Origin of the sequence: Bacillus sp. ISL-45, from assembly GCF_018613195.1 — a bacterium.
Lineage (GTDB): Bacteria > Bacillota > Bacilli > Bacillales > Cytobacillaceae > Mesobacillus.
In genome coordinates, this window is sequence record NZ_JAGGQQ010000011.1 from 223,470 (window position 1) to 243,813 (window position 20,344).

Sequence of the window (20,344 nt, forward strand, 5' to 3'; positions counted from 1 at the left end):
ACCATGGAGGTCAATAGAGAAATGAAAGATATATCAGTACAACAATTAATCAGCTCAAAGGAATATATACCAGTCGATGTCAGGGCGCCAATCGAGCATTGTGAATCGGCAATACCCGGGTCGGTCAATATACCATTATTCACAGACGATGAAAGACAAGAAATCGGCAGGCTTTATAAGCGGTCTGGTGAGGAGGCGGCAAAATGGCGGGCAATGGAGATTGTTTCCCCGAAGCTTCCTCGCTTGCTCGGTGAGATAAAAGATCTCAAAAAGACAGGCGCTGAACCGGTGATCCATTGTTGGAGAGGCGGGATGCGGAGCAGGTCTGTAGCCTCCTTCCTTGAATACGCTGGAATCCCCGCAATGCGTCTGGAAGGCGGTTATCGGGCGTACAGGGAATATATTTTGGAGAAAACTCCTCAGTTGCTGCCCGAAAAAGCCATCGTTATGCATGGAATGACAGGTACTGGAAAAACGGATATCTTGCAGGCTCTACAGGATAAGGGATACCCTGTAGTCGATCTGGAAAAAATCGCAAACCACAGAGGATCCATTTTTGGAATGATTGGCAAGGGAGAGGCGCACAATCAGAAAACATTTGACGCTTTACTGTTTGAAAGGCTCAATGAGCTAAAAGGTTCCAGCTACTTTATCATTGAAGCGGAGAGCAAAAGAATCGGGCGATCAGCGCAGCCGGAAGAACTGCTATTAAAAAAAAATAATGGAATTCATTTCCTGGTTAAAAGCTCTATACCTACTAGAGTTGAACGCATATACAATGAATATGTTCAGCCTTTTATGGGAAAAGCCTGGTTTGAAGAAGAAGTCAGAGAGAAGGTAACAAAGCTGATAAGGCGAATCAATCATGAAATATCACCCTCTTTGGCTGCAGCTCTGGAAGAAAAAAATTATAAAGATTTGATTGAGATTTTACTGGTCCATTATTATGATCCCCGGTATAACCATGCACTGCTAGAGTATGATGGTCCTTTTGTGGAAATTGATGCAGACGCCCCAGACGTCATACAAAATATAGAAAAAGAAATACAAAAGACACTTTCTGGCTCAACTGCGGTTTAAAAAGACTGATAAAAGGTAATTAAGTAGGGAAGGCATTAAAATGCTTTCCCTTTTCTTTTTGCCTGGGAGTAAGCCCTTAATTTGGCAGGCTGAAATTATTTTGCAGTTTGGACTATAGTTATGATATTTGTCACGCAAAATTCTGAATATTTGATATATAATTTGAAGAGGAACATTAACAGGAGGGTGAATATGCGCGAATCAAAAAATTGCCACCACCGTTTTTCTTTGCACGAGGAACATGTTGGGTTTACAACCAATGATGGTGTAGACATTTTCACAGCCGGATCCAGATTTCAGAAGTGCATCACATGCGGGCATATTGAAATGCCTGTAGAACATAGTGAAATGATAGAGCCGAGTCAGATAGAAAAAAGAAATAATCTTTTTGCACCCAAAAACATGTTTGCTACAATGATGAGTTTATAGATAATAAAGCAACAAACTCAAAAACCGGTATAACCGGTTTTTTTTATTGTCCTTTTTAAAAGGAATAGTTTTTCCGAAATAATAAAAGTGTGAATTGAATTAACACTATCGACATAGTCAAAACCTTTGGTTAAAAGAAAATATCATGGTAAAATATTAATGTAAGCGATTGATATCTGAATTATAATATTATTCTTTGAAATAACAGTTAGAAATAAGCACGACAGGGTAACAGATAATTAGCGAATATAGTATTGGCAAGGGGGTTTTTTTGTGAAAAAGCCAGTTACAGGGAACAAGGCAATATGGCCGGGATTTCATGGGCCAAACCAGGGATATGTCGAAGAATTATACGAAATGTACCTTAGTGATCCTGATTCCGTTGATGCTGATATCAAGGAATATTTTGAACAGCATTCTAGTCTTCAATTTAAAGGACCTGAAAAGCGTGATAAAGAATCATTTGTGGAAAGACCAGCGGGGTCTCCAGCGAAAATCGCAGCTGCATTGAGATATGCTGATTATATTCGTTCTTATGGTCATTTATCTGCAAATATTTATCCATTGCAGTTTGGCAGCAAGGATCCTCAACTTGACGACTATGCGAAATGGGGATTGACTGATGCTGATTTGGCGGACATTCCAGTAGATCTCATATGTCCGAGTGCCCCTTCTTCTATAAAGAATGGAAAAGAGGCTTTTCAATTCCTTAAGCAGGTGTACTCCGATACGATTGCTTACGAATTTGAACATGTAAATGAAATGGCTGAAAAGGAATGGCTGAGGCAAAAGGTTGAATCTGGTGAACTAATTCCTAAAGTTGAAGCAGAAAGAAAAATCAGATTATATGAACGTCTTACAGAAGTCGAGAATTTTGAAAAGTACCTGCACCGGACTTTTGTCGGGCAAAAGAGGTTTTCAATTGAAGGCCTCGATTCGATGGTTCCTCTTCTTGATGAGGTTATCGCTGGTGCAGTGAATAATGGTGTTGAAACAATTAACATAGGTATGGCACACAGGGGGAGACTCAATGTCCTTGCCCATGTTCTCGGTAAACCGTATGAAATGATTTTTGCTGAATTCCAGCATGCACCAAATAAAGAGCTGGTTCCATCAGAAGGATCTATTGGAATTAATTTCGGCTGGACCGGCGATGTTAAATATCACCTTGGCCTTGACCGTAAGATAAAGTCAGACAATACAGCGAATGCAAGACTGACTCTGGCCAATAATCCGAGCCACCTGGAATTTGCAGGTGCTGTGGTTGAGGGCTTTACGCGTGCCGCTCAGGATGACAGGAACGAACCTGGTTACGCAAAATATGATCCAGTGAAAGCGATGGCGATCCTGATCCATGGAGATGCTGCTTTCCCTGGGCAGGGAATTGTGGCTGAAACATTGAACCTGAGCCGTTTACACGGATATAAAACAGGCGGAACCATTCACGTTATCGCCAATAACACCATTGGCTTCACTACCGAATCAATGGATTCACGTTCCACTCGTTATGCCAGCGACCTTGCGAAGGGATATGAAATTCCAATCATTCATGTCAATGCTGATGATCCTGAGGCTTGCTTGATGGCGGCCGGGCTGGCATTTGAATACAGAAAGACTTTCGGGAAGGATTTCTTGATTGACTTGATTGGGTATCGACGATTTGGCCATAACGAAATGGATGAGCCAATGACTACAAATCCTGAAATGTATGTACTGGTCCACAAACATCCGACAGTTAAGAAACTCTATGGCAATAAACTTGTAGATCAGGGCTCCATGTCTGAAGAGAAAAGAAACGAGATTGAGCAAAGAGTCACGAACATGCTGACAGAGGCATATGAAAAAGTTCCGAAGAAAGAAAAGGAAGTAACTAACGAACCCGATATTCCAGAAGTAGTGGAAATGGGAATACCAGAGATAGAAACTGGGGTGCCAATCGAAGCATTAAGAAAAATAAATAGTGATCTGCTTAACTGGCCTGAAGGGTTCAATGTTTTTAATAAGTTGGAGAAAATTCTTCAGAGAAGGAAAGAGGCCTTATCTGCGAGCGGTAAAATCGACTGGGGACTGGCTGAAACATTGGCGTTTGCTTCAATAATTATAGACGGCACACCAGTAAGACTTACAGGACAGGATTCCGAGAGAGGAACCTTCGCCCAGAGGAATCTGGTTTTGCATGACAGTGAAACTGGAGACCAATTTTCACCACTCCATGTATTGCCTGATGCCAAAGCATCCTTCTCTATCCATAACAGCCCGCTTTCTGAAGCCGCTGTAGTGGGCTTTGAATATGGTTATAACGTATTCGCCCCGGAAACCTTAGTCCTCTGGGAAGCGCAATATGGTGATTTTGCCAACGCTGCCCAAGTATTGTTCGACCAGTTCGTGGCGGCAGGGAGAGCAAAGTGGGGACAGAAATCCGGTCTGGTTATGCTTCTGCCTCATGGTTATGAAGGCCAGGGTCCAGAGCATTCAAGTGGTAGAGTAGAAAGATTTTTAACACTCGCAGCTGAGAACAACTGGACTGTTGCAAACCTTTCCTCTGCGGCTCAATACTTCCATATCCTAAGGAGACAGGCGGCGATTTTAAGGCAGGAGGCAGTACGACCGCTGGTGTTGATGACACCTAAGAGCCTGCTGAGAAATCCTACGGTTGCAGCGGAACCACAACAATTGGCCGAAGGCAGCTTCAAGCCGATCATTGAGCAGCCAGGACTTGGCGGCCAGCCTGAAAATGTGGAGCGCGTGGTACTGTGCACTGGAAAAGTGAGCATAGATATTGCTGAAAAGATAAAGCCGGAAGAGCATGGATGGCTGCATGTATTAAGAATCGAGGAAATCTATCCTTTCCCGCTTGAACTTTTAAAAGCGAAGTTAGGGCGTTATCCGAACTTAAAAGAAATCGTCTGGGTCCAGGAAGAACCAAAGAATATGGGTGCATGGACCTTCGTCGAGCCGAGAATCAATGAAGCAGCACCAAAAGGGCTGGAAGCTTCGTATATTGGCAGAAGAAGGCGATCAAGCCCGGCAGAAGGAGATCCAAACATCCACAAGTTGGAGCAGGCAAGAATTATAAGAGATGCACTGACAAGGACAAATGGAGGAGGAATTAAAAATGGCAGAGATTAAAGTTCCTGAATTGGCCGAATCAATCACCGAGGGAACGATTGCCCAATGGCTGAAAAAAAAGGGTGATCAAGTCGCGAAAGGTGAATATGTCCTCGAACTGGAGACCGATAAAGTTAATGTTGAAATTATCTCTGACTATGATGGAGTATTAACAGAGCTGCTCGCCGAAGAAGGAGATACAGTGAAGGTTGGAGAAGCAATCGCAATTGTTGGTGAACAGGGGAGCGCAGGAAGCGAACAGAATACGGCAGAAGCAGGAAGGGAGACTGAGTCACCTGATGAACCTGCTGGTGGTTCTTCTGAAGCGAAAAAAACCGATACCAGTATATCGGGTGACCAGTCTGGTGCCGAGGAAGCGGGGGAGCGAATCATTGCATCACCTGCTGCAAGAAAGCTGGCCAGGGAAAAGGGCATAGATTTGAGCAAGGTAACCTCTCAGGATCCGCTTGGCCGAGTAAGAAAACAGGATGTTGAGTCATTCACTCCGGGGCAAGGAAATGTTCAAAGTCCAGCTGGAGAAAAAGCTTCACAAAAGCCAGCGGGTGAAAAAGCTGCTGCGCCAAAGGCTGCTCCTGCCGGCAATTCTGCTGATGACAGCCGGGTCGAACGTATCAAGATGTCACGAAGACGCCAGACTATCGCGAACAGGCTGGTAGAGGTTCAACAGACAGCAGCGATGCTTACGACCTTCAATGAAGTCGATATGACGGCTGTTATGGAATTGAGGAAGAAATGGAAGGATCGTTTCTATGAGGAGAACGATGTTCGTTTAGGATTTATGTCGTTTTTCACGAAAGCTGTTGTGGCAGCGTTGAAAAAGACTCCTTACCTGAATGCTGAAATCCAGGGAGACGAAATCGTCCTCAAAAAGTTTTATGATATTGGAGTCGCTGTTGCCGCAGATGAAGGACTTGTAGTGCCTGTCATCAGGGATGCAGACAGAAAAAACTTTGCCGAAATCGAAAACGATATAAACGAATTGGCAGAAAAGGCTCGAACAAACAAACTTTCCTTGAAGGACCTTCAGGGAGGAAGCTTTACGATTACAAACGGAGGCGTATTTGGTTCATTGCTGTCCACACCGATCATCAATGGCCCGCAGGTAGGTATTCTCGGAATGCATACCATCCAGCTTCGTCCCGTAGCAATCGATAAAGACCGAATGGAAAACAGGCCGATGATGTACATTGCTTTATCCTATGACCACAGGATTGTCGATGGAAAAGAAGCCGTTACCTTCCTGAAGCGTATCAAGGAACTGATGGAAGATCCAGAATCGTTGCTGTTACAGGGTTAAATTTTGGAAGCACTGCCGGAATTCTTTTGGCAGTGCTTTTTATTACGGTTTGGAGGTACGTATGGGAACAGAGATGGGAGAAGAAGAGCAATGTTAGCCAAGGGGAATTCAAAAGGTAGGGAAGAAGAAAAGCTGTCAAAAGAAAGCTCAACTTAAGACAGGTTTGGAGGGAAGAGCAGAAAAGCTGTCAAAAGAAAGCCCAACTTAAGACAGGTTTGGCGGGTGAAGAAGAAAAGCTGTCAAAAGAAAGCCCAACTTAAGACAGGTTTGGTGGGAAAAGAAGAAAAGCTGTCAAAAGAAAGCCTAACTTAAGACAGGTTTAACTGGAAAAGAAGAAAAGCTGTCAAAAGAAAGCTCAACTTAAGACAGGTTTGGAGGGTGAAGAAGAAAAGCTGTCAAAAGAAAGCCCAACTTAAGACAGGTTTGGTGGGAAAAGAAGAAAAGCTGTCAAAAGAAAGCCTAACTTAAGACAGGTTTAACTGGAAAAGAAGAAAAGCTGTCAAAAGAAAGCTCAACTTAAACAGGTTTGGAGGGAAGAGCAGAAAAGCTGTCAAAAGAAAGCCCAACTTAAGACAGGTTTGGCGGGAAAAGAAGAAAAGCTGTCAAAAGAAGGAGCAACTTAAGACAGATTTGGCGGGTGAAGAAGAAAAGCTGTCAAAAGAAAGCCCAACTTAAGACAGGTTTGACTGGAAAAGAAGAAAAGCTGTCAGAAGAAAGCATCATGCAGGTACATCTGTTAAAAAAGAAAACCTGCCCGAACACTGACACTTAGTCAGCGACAGACAGGATTGACATGTAAAAGCACCTTTGATAGACCATCTTACTTAAAATAACTATCACTAGTCTTTCCTACTAAAACATAATGTTTCTTCAACACCCTCAAAAACGTCCGTCTGCTAACCTTCCGATTACACCACTCATAAACGATTTGCGTGGTGATTTTCTTTTCAGGAAACAGCACTTTGATTTCCTCGATATGCCGCACAATCGCGTCTTCAATTCTTTCATGGGTTCCGCATTTTCCGCAAACGAGATCATAATCATTGACTTCGGTATTTAAGGATCCGCACTCCCGGCAATACATCCCTTTTTCCAGTTGGTCATATTGGTAGGCAGGCTGAGTTGCGAATGGGTTTTTAACCTGATGTAATGATAGCAATGTTTGGGCGAGTTTCTTGTGGCTATTATCCAATTTGGAGGGGGTGCAGTTTAACTCCTTTAGGAAACGATTAACTTGTGTTGGTAAAATGATCGGTTGATCCATAGGGGCCTGGTATAGGGTGAATTCAGGATTGTTGAAGATGACGGAGGCACGAACAAGGTGATTCATCTTGAGGTTTTGCAGGAGCTGCCGGAAAAGAGTCTCACTTCGTGTCAACTGAATGACAGGGTTTTTGTATTCTCGGCTCGTCCGGACGGAATATAATTTGTCCCCATCGAGATAATAATCGCCTTCGTGATATTTGACATCGATAAGATAAACTCCATCCTGCGCAATGATGACTTTATCCAGCTGAAAATAGGAGTTATTCACTTGGAGTAGGAGATCATCAATGATATACCTTTCTTCTGCGAGATTTTCGGTCATCCGGTCGAAGATCATTTCTCCGGTAAAACCCTTTTCCATCGTCCAAAGCTGGAACTTATCCTGCGGAGATAATTCCGTTCTTCTGCTTAAGTGCCGTAATGTGATTAATTCCTTTGGCTCAGTGCGTGCTTTTAGTAGCATGGTCCACTTCCTTTCTATAAGCTCAGTTTAATCTATACAGGCATGCAATTTTGTGAATTTTTTGTTAACTTTTCAGCAAGCTGAAGAATGATTAAGCAGTTTAACTTCACACAAATAACGATCGGCCACTAATGCGGCAGCAAACCAGTTTCAATCTCCCCGAAAAAATAAAAAAACCGCTCAACTGCCAATATGGCAACAAGCGGCTTTTGTCACAAGGCGACAAATGTTTTTCTTGATTCAGATTAACGGTTTTTAAATGGCTTTAGTCCTCTTTTGGAGATTTCTGTTTTAAGTATTTTTGCCCATTCTTTATCATGTTCCGACTTTAATGCATCACGATACGAGACCACCAACTGTTCATTGCTCATAATTTTCATTTGCATTCCTCCTCGGTAAGAATGGATTGAATTTTCAAACTATATTGTATAGTTTCATTCATTGTAAAGGTTTATTAAGGATTTGAAAACCCATTATGAAGATTTTTTATTAGAAATTTTTTCATGTTTTGAAAAGCTGTCAAAACCTGTTTTATAATGGGAAACCGCTTCAGAATCTGGACAAAGCACCATAGTCACATTATTAAACGAAAAAAGCTTGCAATTTATCATTCATAATTATATTATATACCCATAAGGGTATTAAATGGGGATTTGATACTCGACATAATCATTTTTTACAACGGGAGGAATTTTAATGGGAATGCAAGCAATAACTGTTGAAAAATTAAATGAATGGGTAGTAAACAAAAATGAATTTTTTATTTTTGACGTAAGGAATGTTAAAGACTTTGAAGACTGGAAGGTTGAAGGTGAAAAAATTAACTACCTTAATATCCCTTACTTTGACTTGATCGATGGAGTTGACGAAGTAGTTGACCAGCTTCCGAAGGATAAAGACATCGTGGTCATCTGTGCTAAGGAAGGTTCTTCAGTAATGGTTGCTGAGATGCTTTCTGATGCAGGTTTTGATGTTTCCTATCTTTCTGGCGGGATGAAATCCTGGAGTGAATACCTTTATCCAGTTGAAGTATATAAGGATGAAAAAGTCAAAGTCCTTCAGTTCATCCGTGTTGGGAAAGGCTGTCTTTCATACATGGTTCTTTCTGAAAATGAGGCACTTGTTGTGGATCCTTCAAGGTTCACGAACCGTTATACTGAAGTTGCACAAAGGGAAAGTGTGAAAATCACACATATCGTAGATTCTCACCTTCATGCTGACCACCTATCCGGCGGCAAGGAGCTGGCTGAGGTCACAGGAGCGAAATATTACCTGATGAAGAGTGAAGGCGCAGTATTTGGCTTTGAAGCGCTGGAGCAGCATGATAAAATTGAATTCGAGAACATTACACTTGAAGTCTTGGCGGTTAAGACACCTGGTCATACCCCGGGTAGTGTTTCTTTCTTTGTGAATAATAAACTTCTTTTCTCAGGCGATACTATCTTTGTCAATGGGCTTGGCCGGCCTGACCTTGGCGGAAAAGCTGCAGAGTGGGCAAAAGATTTGTATGATACTGTTTATAGCAAAGTATCCCAAATTGCAGATGACGTTATTGTATTGCCGGGCCACTATGCTGCCTTTGATGACGAAGTAAATGAAGAAGGGTTCATTGGAAGCCAATTAGGTTTGATCCGCGAGCAAAATGAAATTATGGCCGGTAAAACAGTTGATGAATTTGTCGACCATGTAGCTCAATCTGCATCAAGTGAGACACCGCCAAATTTTGAAGAGATTGTTGCGATCAACCGCGGTGTAAAAGAAGTGACAGCAGAAGAAGCGATGGAGCTGGAAATCGGCCCTAACCGCTGCGCTGTACACCACACTCACTAAAAACATAAAGAGGAAAGCACAGCTTTCCTCTTTTTAAGTATAATGATTGCTTATGAGGTGAGGATTTGGAAGAAAATAAGAAAAATAACCATTGTGCAGGCGGTTCCTGAGGAATCGGACCAAAGCGTACAGCTGATGAAGGGCAAGGGAAGTTTTCTGGCTTTCCGCCCATATGACCAGCCACGTACGTATGGCTCCTGGCAGGAGTCATTTATTTGATTTCTAAGTTATTCTAAAGATAGCCTCCCTTTAGATAAGGGGAGGGTACATAAGTTCAGGAGGGAAACTTTTAAATGCTAGATGTAATAGTGATTGGAGGCGGGATTTCAGGTGGATCAGCTGCAATTTATACTTCCAGGGGCGGATTGAAAACTTCAGTCATCGATTCAGGAAAATCCCAAATCAAACAAGTTTCAAAGCTTTTTAATTATCCGGGAATCAAAGGAATTACCGGTTCAGAACTTCTGGATAACATTAAAGACCAGGCTATTGATGGGGGTACTGAATGGCTTGAGGGTTCGGTTGAAACAGTCACACGGAACGACCATGGCTATTCAGTCAAATTGGCTGATGGCAATGAAAGATTTGCAAAGTACCTGATTATTGCCACGAACCTTCAAACCTCGTTGCTTGAAAGCCTTGGATTCGAGCTGGCAGTTAATGAGAAGGTACCTAGCGGTAAAATAAAAAAGGTCTTTGGGGTTGAGCACGATGGAACTACAAAACTCCCGAATCTTTTATCACGAGTCTGTTGGCAGGTCTTTCAAGTCAATCCGTCATAGCTGCGGGACATGGCGCCTCTATCGGAATTTCGATTGTGTCCAAGGAAACTGGAAAATCCTATATGTGGCATGACAAGTAACATTTGAAGCGGGGAAATTTCCCTGCTTTTTTATTTATATTTTTAGTAAAAAGGGAGGAATATATTTTTAAAATATTGAATATTCAAACTAGAGTGTTATAGTTATTGGTAAACGCTTACATAATTTAACTTGTTTAGGAGGCTGATTGAATGGAGAATCTGCTGCCATACACAGTGGGTGAATTACTGGAAGTACAAGCTAAGAAGTACCCTGAGCACGAAGCGGTTGTCTATGCAGACCGTGACTTGAGGATGAATTACAAGGAATTTAACATGCTATGCCGCAAAGCTGCCAGAGGTTTAATGAAGCTGGGGGTGAAGAAAGGAGAGCACATTGCTGCCTGGTCTTCTAATACGCCGGAATGGGTCGTTTCCCAGTTTGCCACAGGAAAGATGGGGGCAGTGCTTGTTACTGTCAACACAAATTATCGGACGGCGGAATTGGAGTATCTATTAAAACAGTCAGATTCCACGACCATCATATTGATGGAACAATACAAAGACGCATCTTACATTGACATGGTGTACGAGATTGTTCCAGAGTTGAAAACGAGTGAGCCAGGCAAGCTTGAAAGCAGCACTCTTCCATACTTAAAAAATGTGATTGTAATGGGAGAAAAGCGTTTCCCGGGGACATACAGCTGGCAGGATATCCTGGATATGGCCGATGGTGTGACAGAGGAAGAACTCGACGCGCAAATGGCAACATTGAAGCAAAGGGAAGTCATTAATATGCAATATACTTCAGGTACGACTGGTTTTCCTAAGGGAGTTATGCTGACTCACAGTAATATTGTCAATAACGCGTATAATGTTGCATCTGCAATGAAGCTTACTGATCAAGATAGACTGTGTATTCCAGTGCCGTTTTTCCATTGCTTCGGCTGTGTTATGGGTACCCTTGCTTGTGCCACTGTTGGCGCAACGATGGTTCCTGTCCAGGAGTTCAGTCCAAAAGCAGTTCTTGAGACCGTCGAAAAAGAAAAGTGTACGGCCCTTCACGGTGTACCAACCATGTTCATCGCCGAGCTGAATGACCCTGAATTTGAAAAATATGACCTTTCTTCCTTGAGAACGGGGATTATGGCTGGATCCAATTGTCCGATTGAAGTGATGAAAGCTGTAAATGACAAAATGGGAGCTACGGAAATAACAATTGCCTATGGTCAAACAGAATCGTCTCCAGTCATTACGCAGACGAGGACGAACGATCCACTAGAATTGAGGGTGGAAACTGTAGGAAAAGCCCTTCCTGAGGTCGAGGTGAAAATCGTCAAGCCAGGCACGATGGAGGAAGTTCCAAGGGGAGTCCAGGGAGAACTTTGCACACGCGGCTACCATGTTATGGACGGGTATTATAAAAATCCTGACGCGACGAGGGAAGCAATTGACGCAGAAGGCTGGCTACACACAGGGGATTTGGCTGTCATGGATGAAAATGGCTATTGCCGCGTAACCGGCAGACTAAAGGATATGATTATCAGGGGCGGGGAAAACATCTACCCACGCGAAATCGAAGAATTCCTATACAGACATCCGAAAGTCCTTGATGTCCAGGTTGTAGGAATCCCAGACAGTGTGTATGGAGAGGAAGTTATGGCATGGATTATTTTAAAAGATGGAGAATCTGCCAGAGCTGAAGAAATCAAAGAATATTGCAAAGGCAAAATCTCCAAGCACAAAATTCCAAAATATATCGAATTCACCGAAAACTACCCAATGACAGCTTCTGGAAAAATTCAAAAGTTCAAGCTAAGAGCACAGGCGATGGAAGCTGTGGAAGAGCTCAAGAATGTATAAAAAAGAGGATGGAATCGTCGGATTCCATCCTTTTTATGTTGTTGTAAGCAGTTTGGACATTGCTATGATAAATTGAACTATACAGAAGTGTTCTCAATGTCTAAAATTAAGCTAAGGGATATTTTGGAGGAAATTCGATGCTGATAAGTGAAAAGGGTTTTAATATTAAGGGTTTGAATTATAAAATTCGATCGGCAGTTGAGTCAGATGCGGAGGCTTTGTCAGAATTAAGGCTGCAAATTGACGGGGAGACTGAAAATCTTGACCGGGAACAAGGCGAGGCATTCATTGATCAGAAAGGTTTTCAGTCAATAATAAAAGCAGATACGGAGAGTCCTAGAAACATATTTCTGGTCGCAGAAACGAATGGAAGGCTTATCGGGTTTTCAAGGTGTGCTGGAAATGAATTGAAGAGGTTCCGGCATAAAGTAGAATTCGGGGTAGGTATTTTAAAAGAATTCTGGGGCTATGGTATCGGCAAAAACTTGTTACTTGAATCCATTTCCTGGGCAGATGAAAACGAAATTAAGAAAATCACTCTGCATGTGATGGAAACTAATGAAAGTGCCAGGAGGCTCTATGAAAAGCTTGGCTTCGAAGTCGAAGGTGTTTTGAAGAATGATAAACTCCTGTCTGATGGCAATTTTTATAATATGGTTGTGATGGGCCGATTAAAGAACGGAATGGAGGGATGATTCATGGTTAATACATTGCAGGAAGCTTTTAATCGATCGACATACCAATTGACCGGCCACGGCAAAAGAAATGTCCAGGTATTAAAGGATGCTTTTGAAAAAATCGACGGACAGCTGGATAGTGATATTTATGGAACTGGAAAAGTTATAGAAGACTTTCAGGACAAAATGGCTGCGTTCCTGGGCAAGGAAAAGGCTGTTTTCTTTCCGAGCGGAACGATGGCCCAGCAAATCGCTTTGCGTATTTGGTGTGATGAGAAAGGGTTGCAGAAAGTCGCATACCATCCGTTAAGCCACCTGGAAATCCACGAGGAGGATGGGTTAAAAGAATTACATAATATCAAGACAGTAGTGCTTGCAGACGAAACCCGTGTGATCGAGCTTGAAGACGTGTCATCCATGGAGGAGTCTGTTGCTTGCCTATTGCTGGAATTGCCCCAAAGGGAGATTGGCGGGCAGCTGCCAAGCTTTGAGACTCTTGAAAACATATCTAGGTATTGCCGAAAGAATGGTATCAAGCTGCACCTTGATGGAGCGAGACTCCTCGAAGTGCTGCCCTATTATGAGAAGAAAGCTTCAGAAGTGTGCGAGCTTTTTGACAGTGTCTATCTCTCTTTTTACAAGGGAATAGGAGGGATCGCCGGTGCAATCCTGGCGGGCGAGGAAGAATTTGTATCTAAATCAAAGGTCTGGAAAAGGCGGTATGGCGGAGATTTGATTAGCCTTTATCCATATATTCTATCAGCAGATCACTATTTCAATCAGAAATCTCACAAAATGGCACTGTATTACGAAAATGCAAAGGAACTGGCTGGCTTTTATAACTCGTGCCATTCGATTACTACACTGCCCGAGATTCCGGTTTCAAACATGTTTCATGTCCATTTTCCTCATCCGAAAGAGGAAATAGAAACAGTTTTAATAGAAGTGATACGAAAAACAGGTGTAGGATTCATCAATCACCTAAAGTCAACTGGAGAACACTCGTGTTATTTTGAAGTAAGTATTGGGGATCGTTATGAAGAAGTTCCTCAAGAAACAGTAAAAAACGCTTTTTTACAGCTGGATCACTTGATGAAGAGTAAATTACCATTATGATTGTTTTGAATTTAGCAAATAAAACACACTGAATTGAACAAATTTTGAACATCATTTTGAACATTTTGTTACAACTGTACCAGCATTATATTAATTAATACCATATCTCCCTATAATATAGTGTATATACCCGAACCTTATCATGGTTTGGGCTTAGGGGGGATGGTCGAATGAAGTGGCTTTGGGTGTTAGTGCTGTCGATCATAAGTGTTTTATTCCTTATTAAAGGGATTGAGCTTTGGTCGGTCATTGACCATGTGGATGGGGATGGCATTGGTATTACGTTTCTAGGGTTCAGCATAAACGATAGAGTTTTGAATGAAGGTATATCGGGTTATGCGCTAGGTTTTACGATTGCGTCGATCATACCATTGCTGGTTGCAGCAAATATTGCTCTCAGGGCAAAAATAAAAAAGAATTTGGATGCGGAAAAGATATAGATAAGCCAGGCTAAAAAGGAGCAGGCTTATTTTTTTTGACTGAAAATGTTACTTCCCGAAGAGGACGGGAAGTATAGTAAAAAACCATGTGATGGAGGAAAGAAAAATGTGCGGACGGTTTTCACTATTCGAGGACATTGGCTCTCTGAAGGAACAATTTCAGTTCGACTTCGCGGACGATATCGATGCCAGGTACAATATCGCACCCGGGCAGGACATAATGACAGTAATTGATAGTGGAGAAGGCAGGATTGGGACAAAAATGAGGTGGGGATTGATTCCCTTCTGGGCGGATGATGAAAAGATTGGCTATAGAATGATCAATGCACGCGCAGAGACGGTCGATGAAAAAGCGAGCTTTAAGCATGCTCTTAAACAAAGGCGCTGCCTGATTCTTACTGATGGTTTTTACGAATGGAAAAAAGACGGCAAGCAAAAACAGCCATACCGTTTTGGTATGAAAAATAAAAAACCGTTCGCGTTAGCAGGGCTTTGGGAACACTGGAATAAGGGTGGGAAGAATATTACTTCCTGTACGATCATCACGACAAGTCCAAATGAAGTTACCGAAAAAATCCATGACAGGATGCCTGTGATTCTGCCAGAGGATAAGCTTGATATGTGGCTTGACCATTCTTTTGGCCAAGCTGAAAAACTAAAAAAACTGCTGATTCCGTATGATGGAGATTTCATGGAATCCTACCCTGTTTCAACCGCAATAAATTCTGCCAGAAATGAAGGAAAAGAACTAATTGCTCCGATTAACAGTCTATAGAAAAAATTTCCTTTAGTTCCGGGATGTTTAATACAAGTCTTGATTGTGGTAAAGAAAGACACAGCCAAACACCAAGATGAAAACATCCTGGAAAGAGGGGTTAACATGAATGGATTTACTAAAAACGGATTTTATGAACTGATTTATAAAAATGAACGTTTTTCTTTTTTACAATATATTCGCAAAGATGTAATATGTGATGTTTGCTATATAACTTTAAAAAATGTTATTACTGGTGAAACAATGACTTTTGATAAAGCGGACGTACGTGGCCTGAAAATAGCAGGTGAAGAAGCGAGTGCCAGCTAACTATTGCTTATTCGATCATCTTTTCTTTATACTATACTATAGTATAAGAAACTTACTTAAAGGAAGTGCAGAGATGATCCACACGAACTGGAACGAACGCGAAACGATCAAGACGCTAAAATGCGTCCACACAGATGCAAAAAAATATATTGTAAATAACAAGCTGACATCTGGAAAGGTATATGAAGTCAAAAACGAGACTGATGAATTTTTCTTCATTATTGATAATTCCGGCAAGGTTGGCGGTTATTACAAAGAATATTTTGAAGAGGTAAAGTAAGTTCGCAGGCTGCCCGGAAGACCGTGCAGCCTGTTTTTTTTTTAGTGGCCAACTAAAATTTCCATTTTTGAAGGCACTTTTCGTCCTGTTGCCTTTAAGTATGCAGAATTACATATAAAAAGCGGGAATCCAAGTGAGAAAGCAGCCTTATCAATTAGGGCATTCCCAGACTATATTCGCCGGTGGTATGATAAGGGTTATACGACGAAATGGGAGTTGGGAAGATGGATAAGAAGGTCACTCTGGAAGGTAATACAGTAAACCTGATGCCTATGGAATCCAGTCAGCTTGATGGTTTGTGGGGAGCTGGGCAAGACCAGTCAATCTGGGAATTTACATCTTCGAAGGTCAGGAATAAAGACGAGATGGAAAAAGTCATTGAAGCAGCGATGGCAGAGAGAAAGAAAGGAACGCAAATACCATTTACCGTCCTTAATAAGAAAATAGGTAAAATAGTAGGCAGTTCAAGATTTCTTGATATTTCAGAACCACATAGATCACTTGAGATAGGCTGGACCTGGTACAGTCCTGAATACTGGAGAACAAGCGTTAATACAGAAACGAAAATGCTCATGCTCCAATATGCTTTTGAAGAAATGGGAGTGAACAGGGTGCAATTTTGTACAGATTCCAGGAATGTACGCTCGCAAACGGCAATCGCCCGTCTCGGTGCCCAAAAAGAAGGGGTGCTGCGGAAACATCGAATAATCGCTGACGGCTATGTAAGAGATACAGTCGTCTTTAGCATTCTGAAAGAAGAATGGCCTAAGGTTAAAACAGGTTTACAGGAAAAATTGAATCGAGTATAGCGGTGCAAAAGGAAGGTTATTTTTTTGGTATATCTAGGAGTAGGACTTGGGGGAATGATCGGAAGCCTCCTGCGTTACTTAGTCAGTCTTATCACAAGCAATTTCTTAAATAATGGGTTTCCCACGGGCACATTGATTGCCAATTTAGCAGGCTCATTGTTTTTAGGGTGGTTCACGGCCCGTATTTTAACTAGAAGTAATCTAAATCCTGTACTGACGGCAACAATTGGTACTGGTATAACAGGATCATTCACGACTTTTTCAACCTTCAGTATGGAAACCCTGTTAATGGTAGAGAACGGCAGTATAGGGGTGGCAATCTTCTATGTGCTTTTAAGTGCTGTTGGCGGGTTGTTCCTTGCAGCAGCAGGCTATAAGCTTGGCGGAGGACCTCACGGGGAGGCGGGAAAATGATTGGGTTCTTATTGGTAGCTTTAGGCGGAATGGCCGGAGCCCTCTCAAGATTCGGTGTCCAAAAGTTAATGCCCCAAACCGTTTTGCCGGTTGCTACGCTCACGGTGAACCTTATTGGATCTTTTTTGCTCGGATGGATTGTTGGTCATGGAATCCAGGGGAATCTATACCTTTTTGCTGCAACAGGTTTTATGGGGTCATTTACTACCTTTTCCACCCTGAATGTTGATGTAGTAAAACTTATCAACAACAAACAAAGTAAAGCCGTGGTGGTATATGTTGCAAGTACATATATCGGCGGTCTCCTAAGTGCAGCGGCAGGTTTGTTTATTGGCAGATTATTTTAAATGGAAAAACACCAGTTCAAATTCTGGTGTTTTTTCATGAATTATAGGTTATTCTAATTCTCTTTTCTTTTTCAATAGCTCGGAAAGCTCCTTGTCGAGCTGCTCATAACCAGGTTCATCCCTAGTCATGAAAGACAGCCTGCCAATGATGGCATTGATTTCATATTGGAGAACCATCATTCGCTCGGCTCTTTCCTTACTGCCTTGATCAGGCCTGGATTTCCGGGTGTTATATTCTTTCATGCCAAATTCTTTCCTGCTAATTTTTCCGTCATCGATCAATAAAAGTTTATCACTGATTTTCTCTTGAAAATAAACATCGTGTGAGACCACCAGTATCGAACCCCGGAAATTCAACAAAGTTTTTTCGAGACTTTCCCTGCTGGCCAAGTCGAGATGGTTGGTGGGTTCGTCTAGAATCAGCAAATCGATTTCATCCAAGAGCATCATCACAAGCTTCACTCTCGTCCTCTCGCCAAGGCTTAGGTGGCTGAATGGGACCATTAGTTTTTCTTCTGTGAGTCCAATATTAGCAAAAATCGTCCTCACTCTGCCGATCGATTCTCTATCTGTAAGTCCAGTATACTCCAGTGCCGTTTTATCGGGAGGGAGGTCTGATACATCCTGGCTGAGATAACCGATCCTTATGGTTTCGCTGACCCAAACCTCACCAGATGAAGCTGTTTCTTCACCAAGCAGTATCTTGACAAGGGTTGTTTTTCCGCTGCCGTTTTTACCCAACAGGGCCATTCTTTCTCCGTGGTTCATATAAAAATGGCTCTTATCAAATAAACAGCGGCTGCCGAAGGATTTTGAGAGCTCGCTGGCTTCTAAGATGCGTTTCCCTTTCTTGCGGCTTTTCTGAAACTCGAAACGGACGGTAGCTTCTTCCTTAGGTTGCTTAATTTCATTCTTTTCAAGTTCCTGAGTCAGTCGTTTCATCTTCGACTTTACTTGATTATCCATCTTCTTTGCTTTCATACGATGGTATTCCTTGAATCCAATTTGTCTTCTTTCAGAGGCAGAACCCTGTTTCGTCGAATCGCGATGGGCTTTTTCCGACCAGTTTTTAAGATTAGCCATTTGCTGTTCGATTTGTTGTTTATGTTTTTGCTGTATTTCATAACGGTGAAGCTGAATTTCATACAGTCTTTCTTTTTCCTTGCGGTAAGAAGTGTAGTTGCCTTTAAATAACTTTGTTGTACCATCCTCGATTTCAATAATTTCTGTCACGGTCCGGTCAAGGAAATATCGATCATGGGAAATAATGATCACGGCGCCTTTAAAAGTTTTCAATTCGTCTATCAGCCACTCTACACCCTGCAAGTCCAAGTGGTTTGTGGGCTCATCGAGTATGAGAAGTTCCGGCCTGCTTGCCCATACACTTGAAAGTGAAATTTTCAACTTTTCGCCGCCGCTTAACTTACTCCAATCAGGATCAGCCCAATCAATATCCTTGTTAAGCCCTAACTGTCTTGAAATCTGAAATAGATCATTACCCGTCAGAGAATCAATATTCTCAAGTTCATGAATGGAATATTCCGTTGATTGTTTTAGATATCCGATGTTTAAGGTTCTGTTAAAAGTATCGATGAAACCTTTATCAGGTAAAAGACCTCCTGACATAATATTCGCCAATGTAGTCTTACCGGCGCCATTATTGCCGACCAGTCCAATACGGCTGTCTTGTTTTAAATCAATTTCCGCATTTATTAATATTTGCTTTTCATTAAAGCTCTTCTGAATACCTCTTATTTTCATGATCGTCATAAAAATTTCCACCTTTCGTTTAATGACTATTGAATGAAGGCGAGTATTTTATCCATCAAAAAAACCTCCCAGGTGATTTCCCGGAAGGTTCTGCAATGCACTCACAATAGATTCAAAACGCCACCAAACAAGCATTATATTGCCTAATGGCAACATGCTTTCGTTGAAAGGCTATAAATCGACTTGGAATGGCTAAAAGGGCAGACTAATCCTATTTCCGGGCAACACGTTTTTTCCATATTAGAAAAATCGGGCAGAAAATAAGATTAGTATTTCATCGGCTCTTTACCATTCCCTTCGAATATCATTAATTCACAGTATAACTTGATGAAAAGTTCGATGTCAACCATAATATTCCACTTGGAAATGCCATGCGTTTTGGTTAGCTCCGATAAGCGCTGCTCCTGATTCTCGCAGTTATTATAAACTTTCATTAAAAAACCTGGGAAGCAAACTCCCAGGTTAAGCTTGGTTTTCAACTTTGATTGGACCTTTTTTTTGTACATAGACCCTTTTTGCCAGTAATGTCTGTGCAATCAAGAAAATCCCGCCAACAGTCCAGTAAAGCGGAAGGGCTGAGGGGGCATTCAATGAAAATATGACAATCATCACTGGTGACAGCAGTCCCATCAGTTTCATTTGCTTTTTCTGTTCCGCTGTTACGTTAGACATTGAAACTTTAAACTGCAGATAGTAAATCAGGCCGGCAGCAGCAGTGATCCATATATCAGGATGTCCCAGGTTGAACCAGAGGAAGGTGTGGCTGGCAATGTCGGCAGAGCCGCTAATCGCATAGTAAAGGCCCATCAAAATCGGCATTTGTACAAGCATCGGCAGGCAGCCTGCAGAAAGGGGGTTGACCCCATGCTTCTGATAGAGCCCCATCATTTCCTGCTGCAATTTCCTTTGCTCAGCTGCATCTTTTGTTCCTTTGAGCTGCTTCTGGATCTCATCCATTTCAGACTTGAGTAATTCCATCTTCTCTTTCATATTCTGCTGGTTCTTATATTGTTTTAACATCAAAGGCATTAACACAAGCCTGATGAGCATTGTGATCAAAATAATCGCCAGGCCATAGCTATCGCCTGTAATGCCGGCGAACAGCTTGATGAGCCAGGTAAAGGGATCAATGAATGTTGTCTGGAAGAAGGATCCCTCGTTTGTCAATGCCTGGCATCCAGTTAATAATCCTGGTATAAATAGAATAATAATCATGGTGAAAAGCTTCTTCATTTTTCTCCTCCTAAAATA

General features: G+C 42.0%; 22 protein-coding genes. 17 read left to right on the top strand and 5 right to left on the bottom strand.

All coding sequences use genetic code 11. The annotated features are described in order from the left end of the window. Nucleotides 1-21 precede the first annotated feature (21 nt). The 4 genes from mnmH (at nt 22) to odhB (ending at nt 5,935) form a co-directional block, all read left to right on the top strand. Nucleotides 22-1,080: a tRNA 2-selenouridine(34) synthase MnmH gene (gene mnmH, locus J7E35_RS15925; protein ID WP_214781317.1), complete on the top strand. Its 1,059-nt coding sequence runs from the start codon at nt 22-24 to the stop codon at nt 1,078-1,080. Nucleotides 1,081-1,272: 192 nt separating this feature from the next. Beyond that, a complete protein-coding gene (locus J7E35_RS15930; protein WP_214781319.1) occupies nt 1,273-1,509 on the top strand; it encodes a hypothetical protein in 237 nt (78 codons plus the stop codon). 273 nt (nt 1,510-1,782) lie between these two features. Then, nucleotides 1,783-4,638 carry a 2-oxoglutarate dehydrogenase E1 component gene (sucA, locus tag J7E35_RS15935; protein ID WP_214781321.1) on the top strand — a complete coding sequence of 952 codons (2,856 nt, stop codon included), beginning with the start codon at nt 1,783-1,785 and terminating at the stop codon, nt 4,636-4,638. Next, complete coding sequence (odhB, locus tag J7E35_RS15940) at nt 4,625-5,935, top strand: 2-oxoglutarate dehydrogenase complex dihydrolipoyllysine-residue succinyltransferase (protein WP_214781323.1); 1,311 nt, start codon at nt 4,625-4,627, stop codon at nt 5,933-5,935. Before sucA ends, odhB begins: the two co-directional genes overlap by 14 nt. Before the next feature lie 820 nt (nt 5,936-6,755). On the opposite strand, the gene J7E35_RS15945 is transcribed toward odhB, so the two are convergent. Together J7E35_RS15945 and sda are read right to left on the bottom strand one after the other, a co-directional pair. Then, nucleotides 6,756-7,664: an NERD domain-containing protein gene (locus J7E35_RS15945; protein WP_214781325.1), complete on the bottom strand. Its 909-nt coding sequence runs from the start codon at nt 7,662-7,664 to the stop codon at nt 6,756-6,758. Between the two features lie 245 nt (nt 7,665-7,909). After that, complete coding sequence (gene sda / locus J7E35_RS15950; protein WP_192470565.1) at nt 7,910-8,044, bottom strand: sporulation histidine kinase inhibitor Sda; 135 nt, start codon at nt 8,042-8,044, stop codon at nt 7,910-7,912. A gap of 322 nt (nt 8,045-8,366) precedes the next feature. Here sda and J7E35_RS15955 point away from each other — a divergent pair, with 322 nt between their 5' ends. From J7E35_RS15955 to J7E35_RS16015, 13 genes are all read left to right on the top strand, one after another. Beyond that, nucleotides 8,367-9,494 (top strand): MBL fold metallo-hydrolase, encoded by a 1,128-nt coding sequence (locus J7E35_RS15955; RefSeq protein WP_483297667.1) that lies wholly within the window; start codon nt 8,367-8,369, stop codon nt 9,492-9,494. Between the two features lie 42 nt (nt 9,495-9,536). Then, a complete protein-coding gene (locus J7E35_RS15960; RefSeq protein WP_214781328.1) occupies nt 9,537-9,713 on the top strand; it encodes a hypothetical protein in 177 nt (58 codons plus the stop codon). Between the two features lie 74 nt (nt 9,714-9,787). Continuing rightward, nucleotides 9,788-10,276 carry an FAD-dependent oxidoreductase gene (locus J7E35_RS15965; protein ID WP_251041028.1) on the top strand — a complete coding sequence of 163 codons (489 nt, stop codon included), beginning with the start codon at nt 9,788-9,790 and terminating at the stop codon, nt 10,274-10,276. Nucleotides 10,277-10,515: 239 nt separating this feature from the next. Further along, complete coding sequence (locus J7E35_RS15970; RefSeq protein ID WP_214781566.1) at nt 10,516-12,156, top strand: AMP-binding protein; 1,641 nt, start codon at nt 10,516-10,518, stop codon at nt 12,154-12,156. A 137-nt stretch (nt 12,157-12,293) separates the two neighbouring features. Further along, on the top strand, nt 12,294-12,851 hold the full coding sequence (locus J7E35_RS15975) for a GNAT family N-acetyltransferase (protein ID WP_214781330.1): 558 nt from the start codon (nt 12,294-12,296) through the stop codon (nt 12,849-12,851). 3 nt (nt 12,852-12,854) lie between these two features. Continuing rightward, nucleotides 12,855-13,949 (top strand): threonine aldolase family protein, encoded by a 1,095-nt coding sequence (locus tag J7E35_RS15980; protein ID WP_214781332.1) that lies wholly within the window; start codon nt 12,855-12,857, stop codon nt 13,947-13,949. 170 nt (nt 13,950-14,119) lie between these two features. Continuing rightward, the gene (locus J7E35_RS15985) at nt 14,120-14,389 is read left to right on the top strand and encodes a hypothetical protein (protein ID WP_214781335.1); all 270 of its coding nucleotides are present in this window, start codon (nt 14,120-14,122) and stop codon (nt 14,387-14,389) included. Between the two features lie 106 nt (nt 14,390-14,495). Then, nucleotides 14,496-15,164, top strand: coding sequence for an SOS response-associated peptidase (locus J7E35_RS15990; protein ID WP_214781336.1), 669 nt, complete (start codon nt 14,496-14,498; stop codon nt 15,162-15,164). Nucleotides 15,165-15,209: 45 nt separating this feature from the next. Then, a complete protein-coding gene (locus J7E35_RS15995) occupies nt 15,210-15,473 on the top strand; it encodes a hypothetical protein (protein ID WP_214781339.1) in 264 nt (87 codons plus the stop codon). A gap of 73 nt (nt 15,474-15,546) precedes the next feature. Beyond that, a complete protein-coding gene (locus J7E35_RS16000) occupies nt 15,547-15,753 on the top strand; it encodes a DUF6501 family protein (RefSeq protein WP_214781341.1) in 207 nt (68 codons plus the stop codon). A 224-nt stretch (nt 15,754-15,977) separates the two neighbouring features. After that, on the top strand, nt 15,978-16,562 hold the full coding sequence (locus tag J7E35_RS16005; RefSeq protein WP_214781343.1) for a GNAT family N-acetyltransferase: 585 nt from the start codon (nt 15,978-15,980) through the stop codon (nt 16,560-16,562). 24 nt (nt 16,563-16,586) lie between these two features. Beyond that, entirely contained in the window at nt 16,587-16,976 is a 390-nt protein-coding gene (crcB, locus tag J7E35_RS16010; RefSeq protein ID WP_214781345.1) for a fluoride efflux transporter CrcB, read from the top strand. Continuing rightward, a complete protein-coding gene (locus J7E35_RS16015) occupies nt 16,973-17,323 on the top strand; it encodes a fluoride efflux transporter FluC (RefSeq protein WP_214781347.1) in 351 nt (116 codons plus the stop codon). Before crcB ends, J7E35_RS16015 begins: the two co-directional genes overlap by 4 nt. Nucleotides 17,324-17,371: 48 nt before the next feature. Here the strand turns inward: J7E35_RS16015 and abc-f are convergent, their stop codons facing one another. The 3 genes from abc-f to yidC form a co-directional block, all read right to left on the bottom strand. Beyond that, nucleotides 17,372-19,093 (bottom strand): ribosomal protection-like ABC-F family protein, encoded by a 1,722-nt coding sequence (abc-f, locus tag J7E35_RS16020; RefSeq protein ID WP_214781349.1) that lies wholly within the window; start codon nt 19,091-19,093, stop codon nt 17,372-17,374. Between the two features lie 266 nt (nt 19,094-19,359). After that, nucleotides 19,360-19,527, bottom strand: coding sequence for a hypothetical protein (locus tag J7E35_RS16025; protein ID WP_214781351.1), 168 nt, complete (start codon nt 19,525-19,527; stop codon nt 19,360-19,362). Between the two features lie 28 nt (nt 19,528-19,555). Continuing rightward, entirely contained in the window at nt 19,556-20,326 is a 771-nt protein-coding gene (gene yidC / locus J7E35_RS16030) for a membrane protein insertase YidC (RefSeq protein WP_214781352.1), read from the bottom strand. Nucleotides 20,327-20,344: the final 18 nt, after the last annotated feature.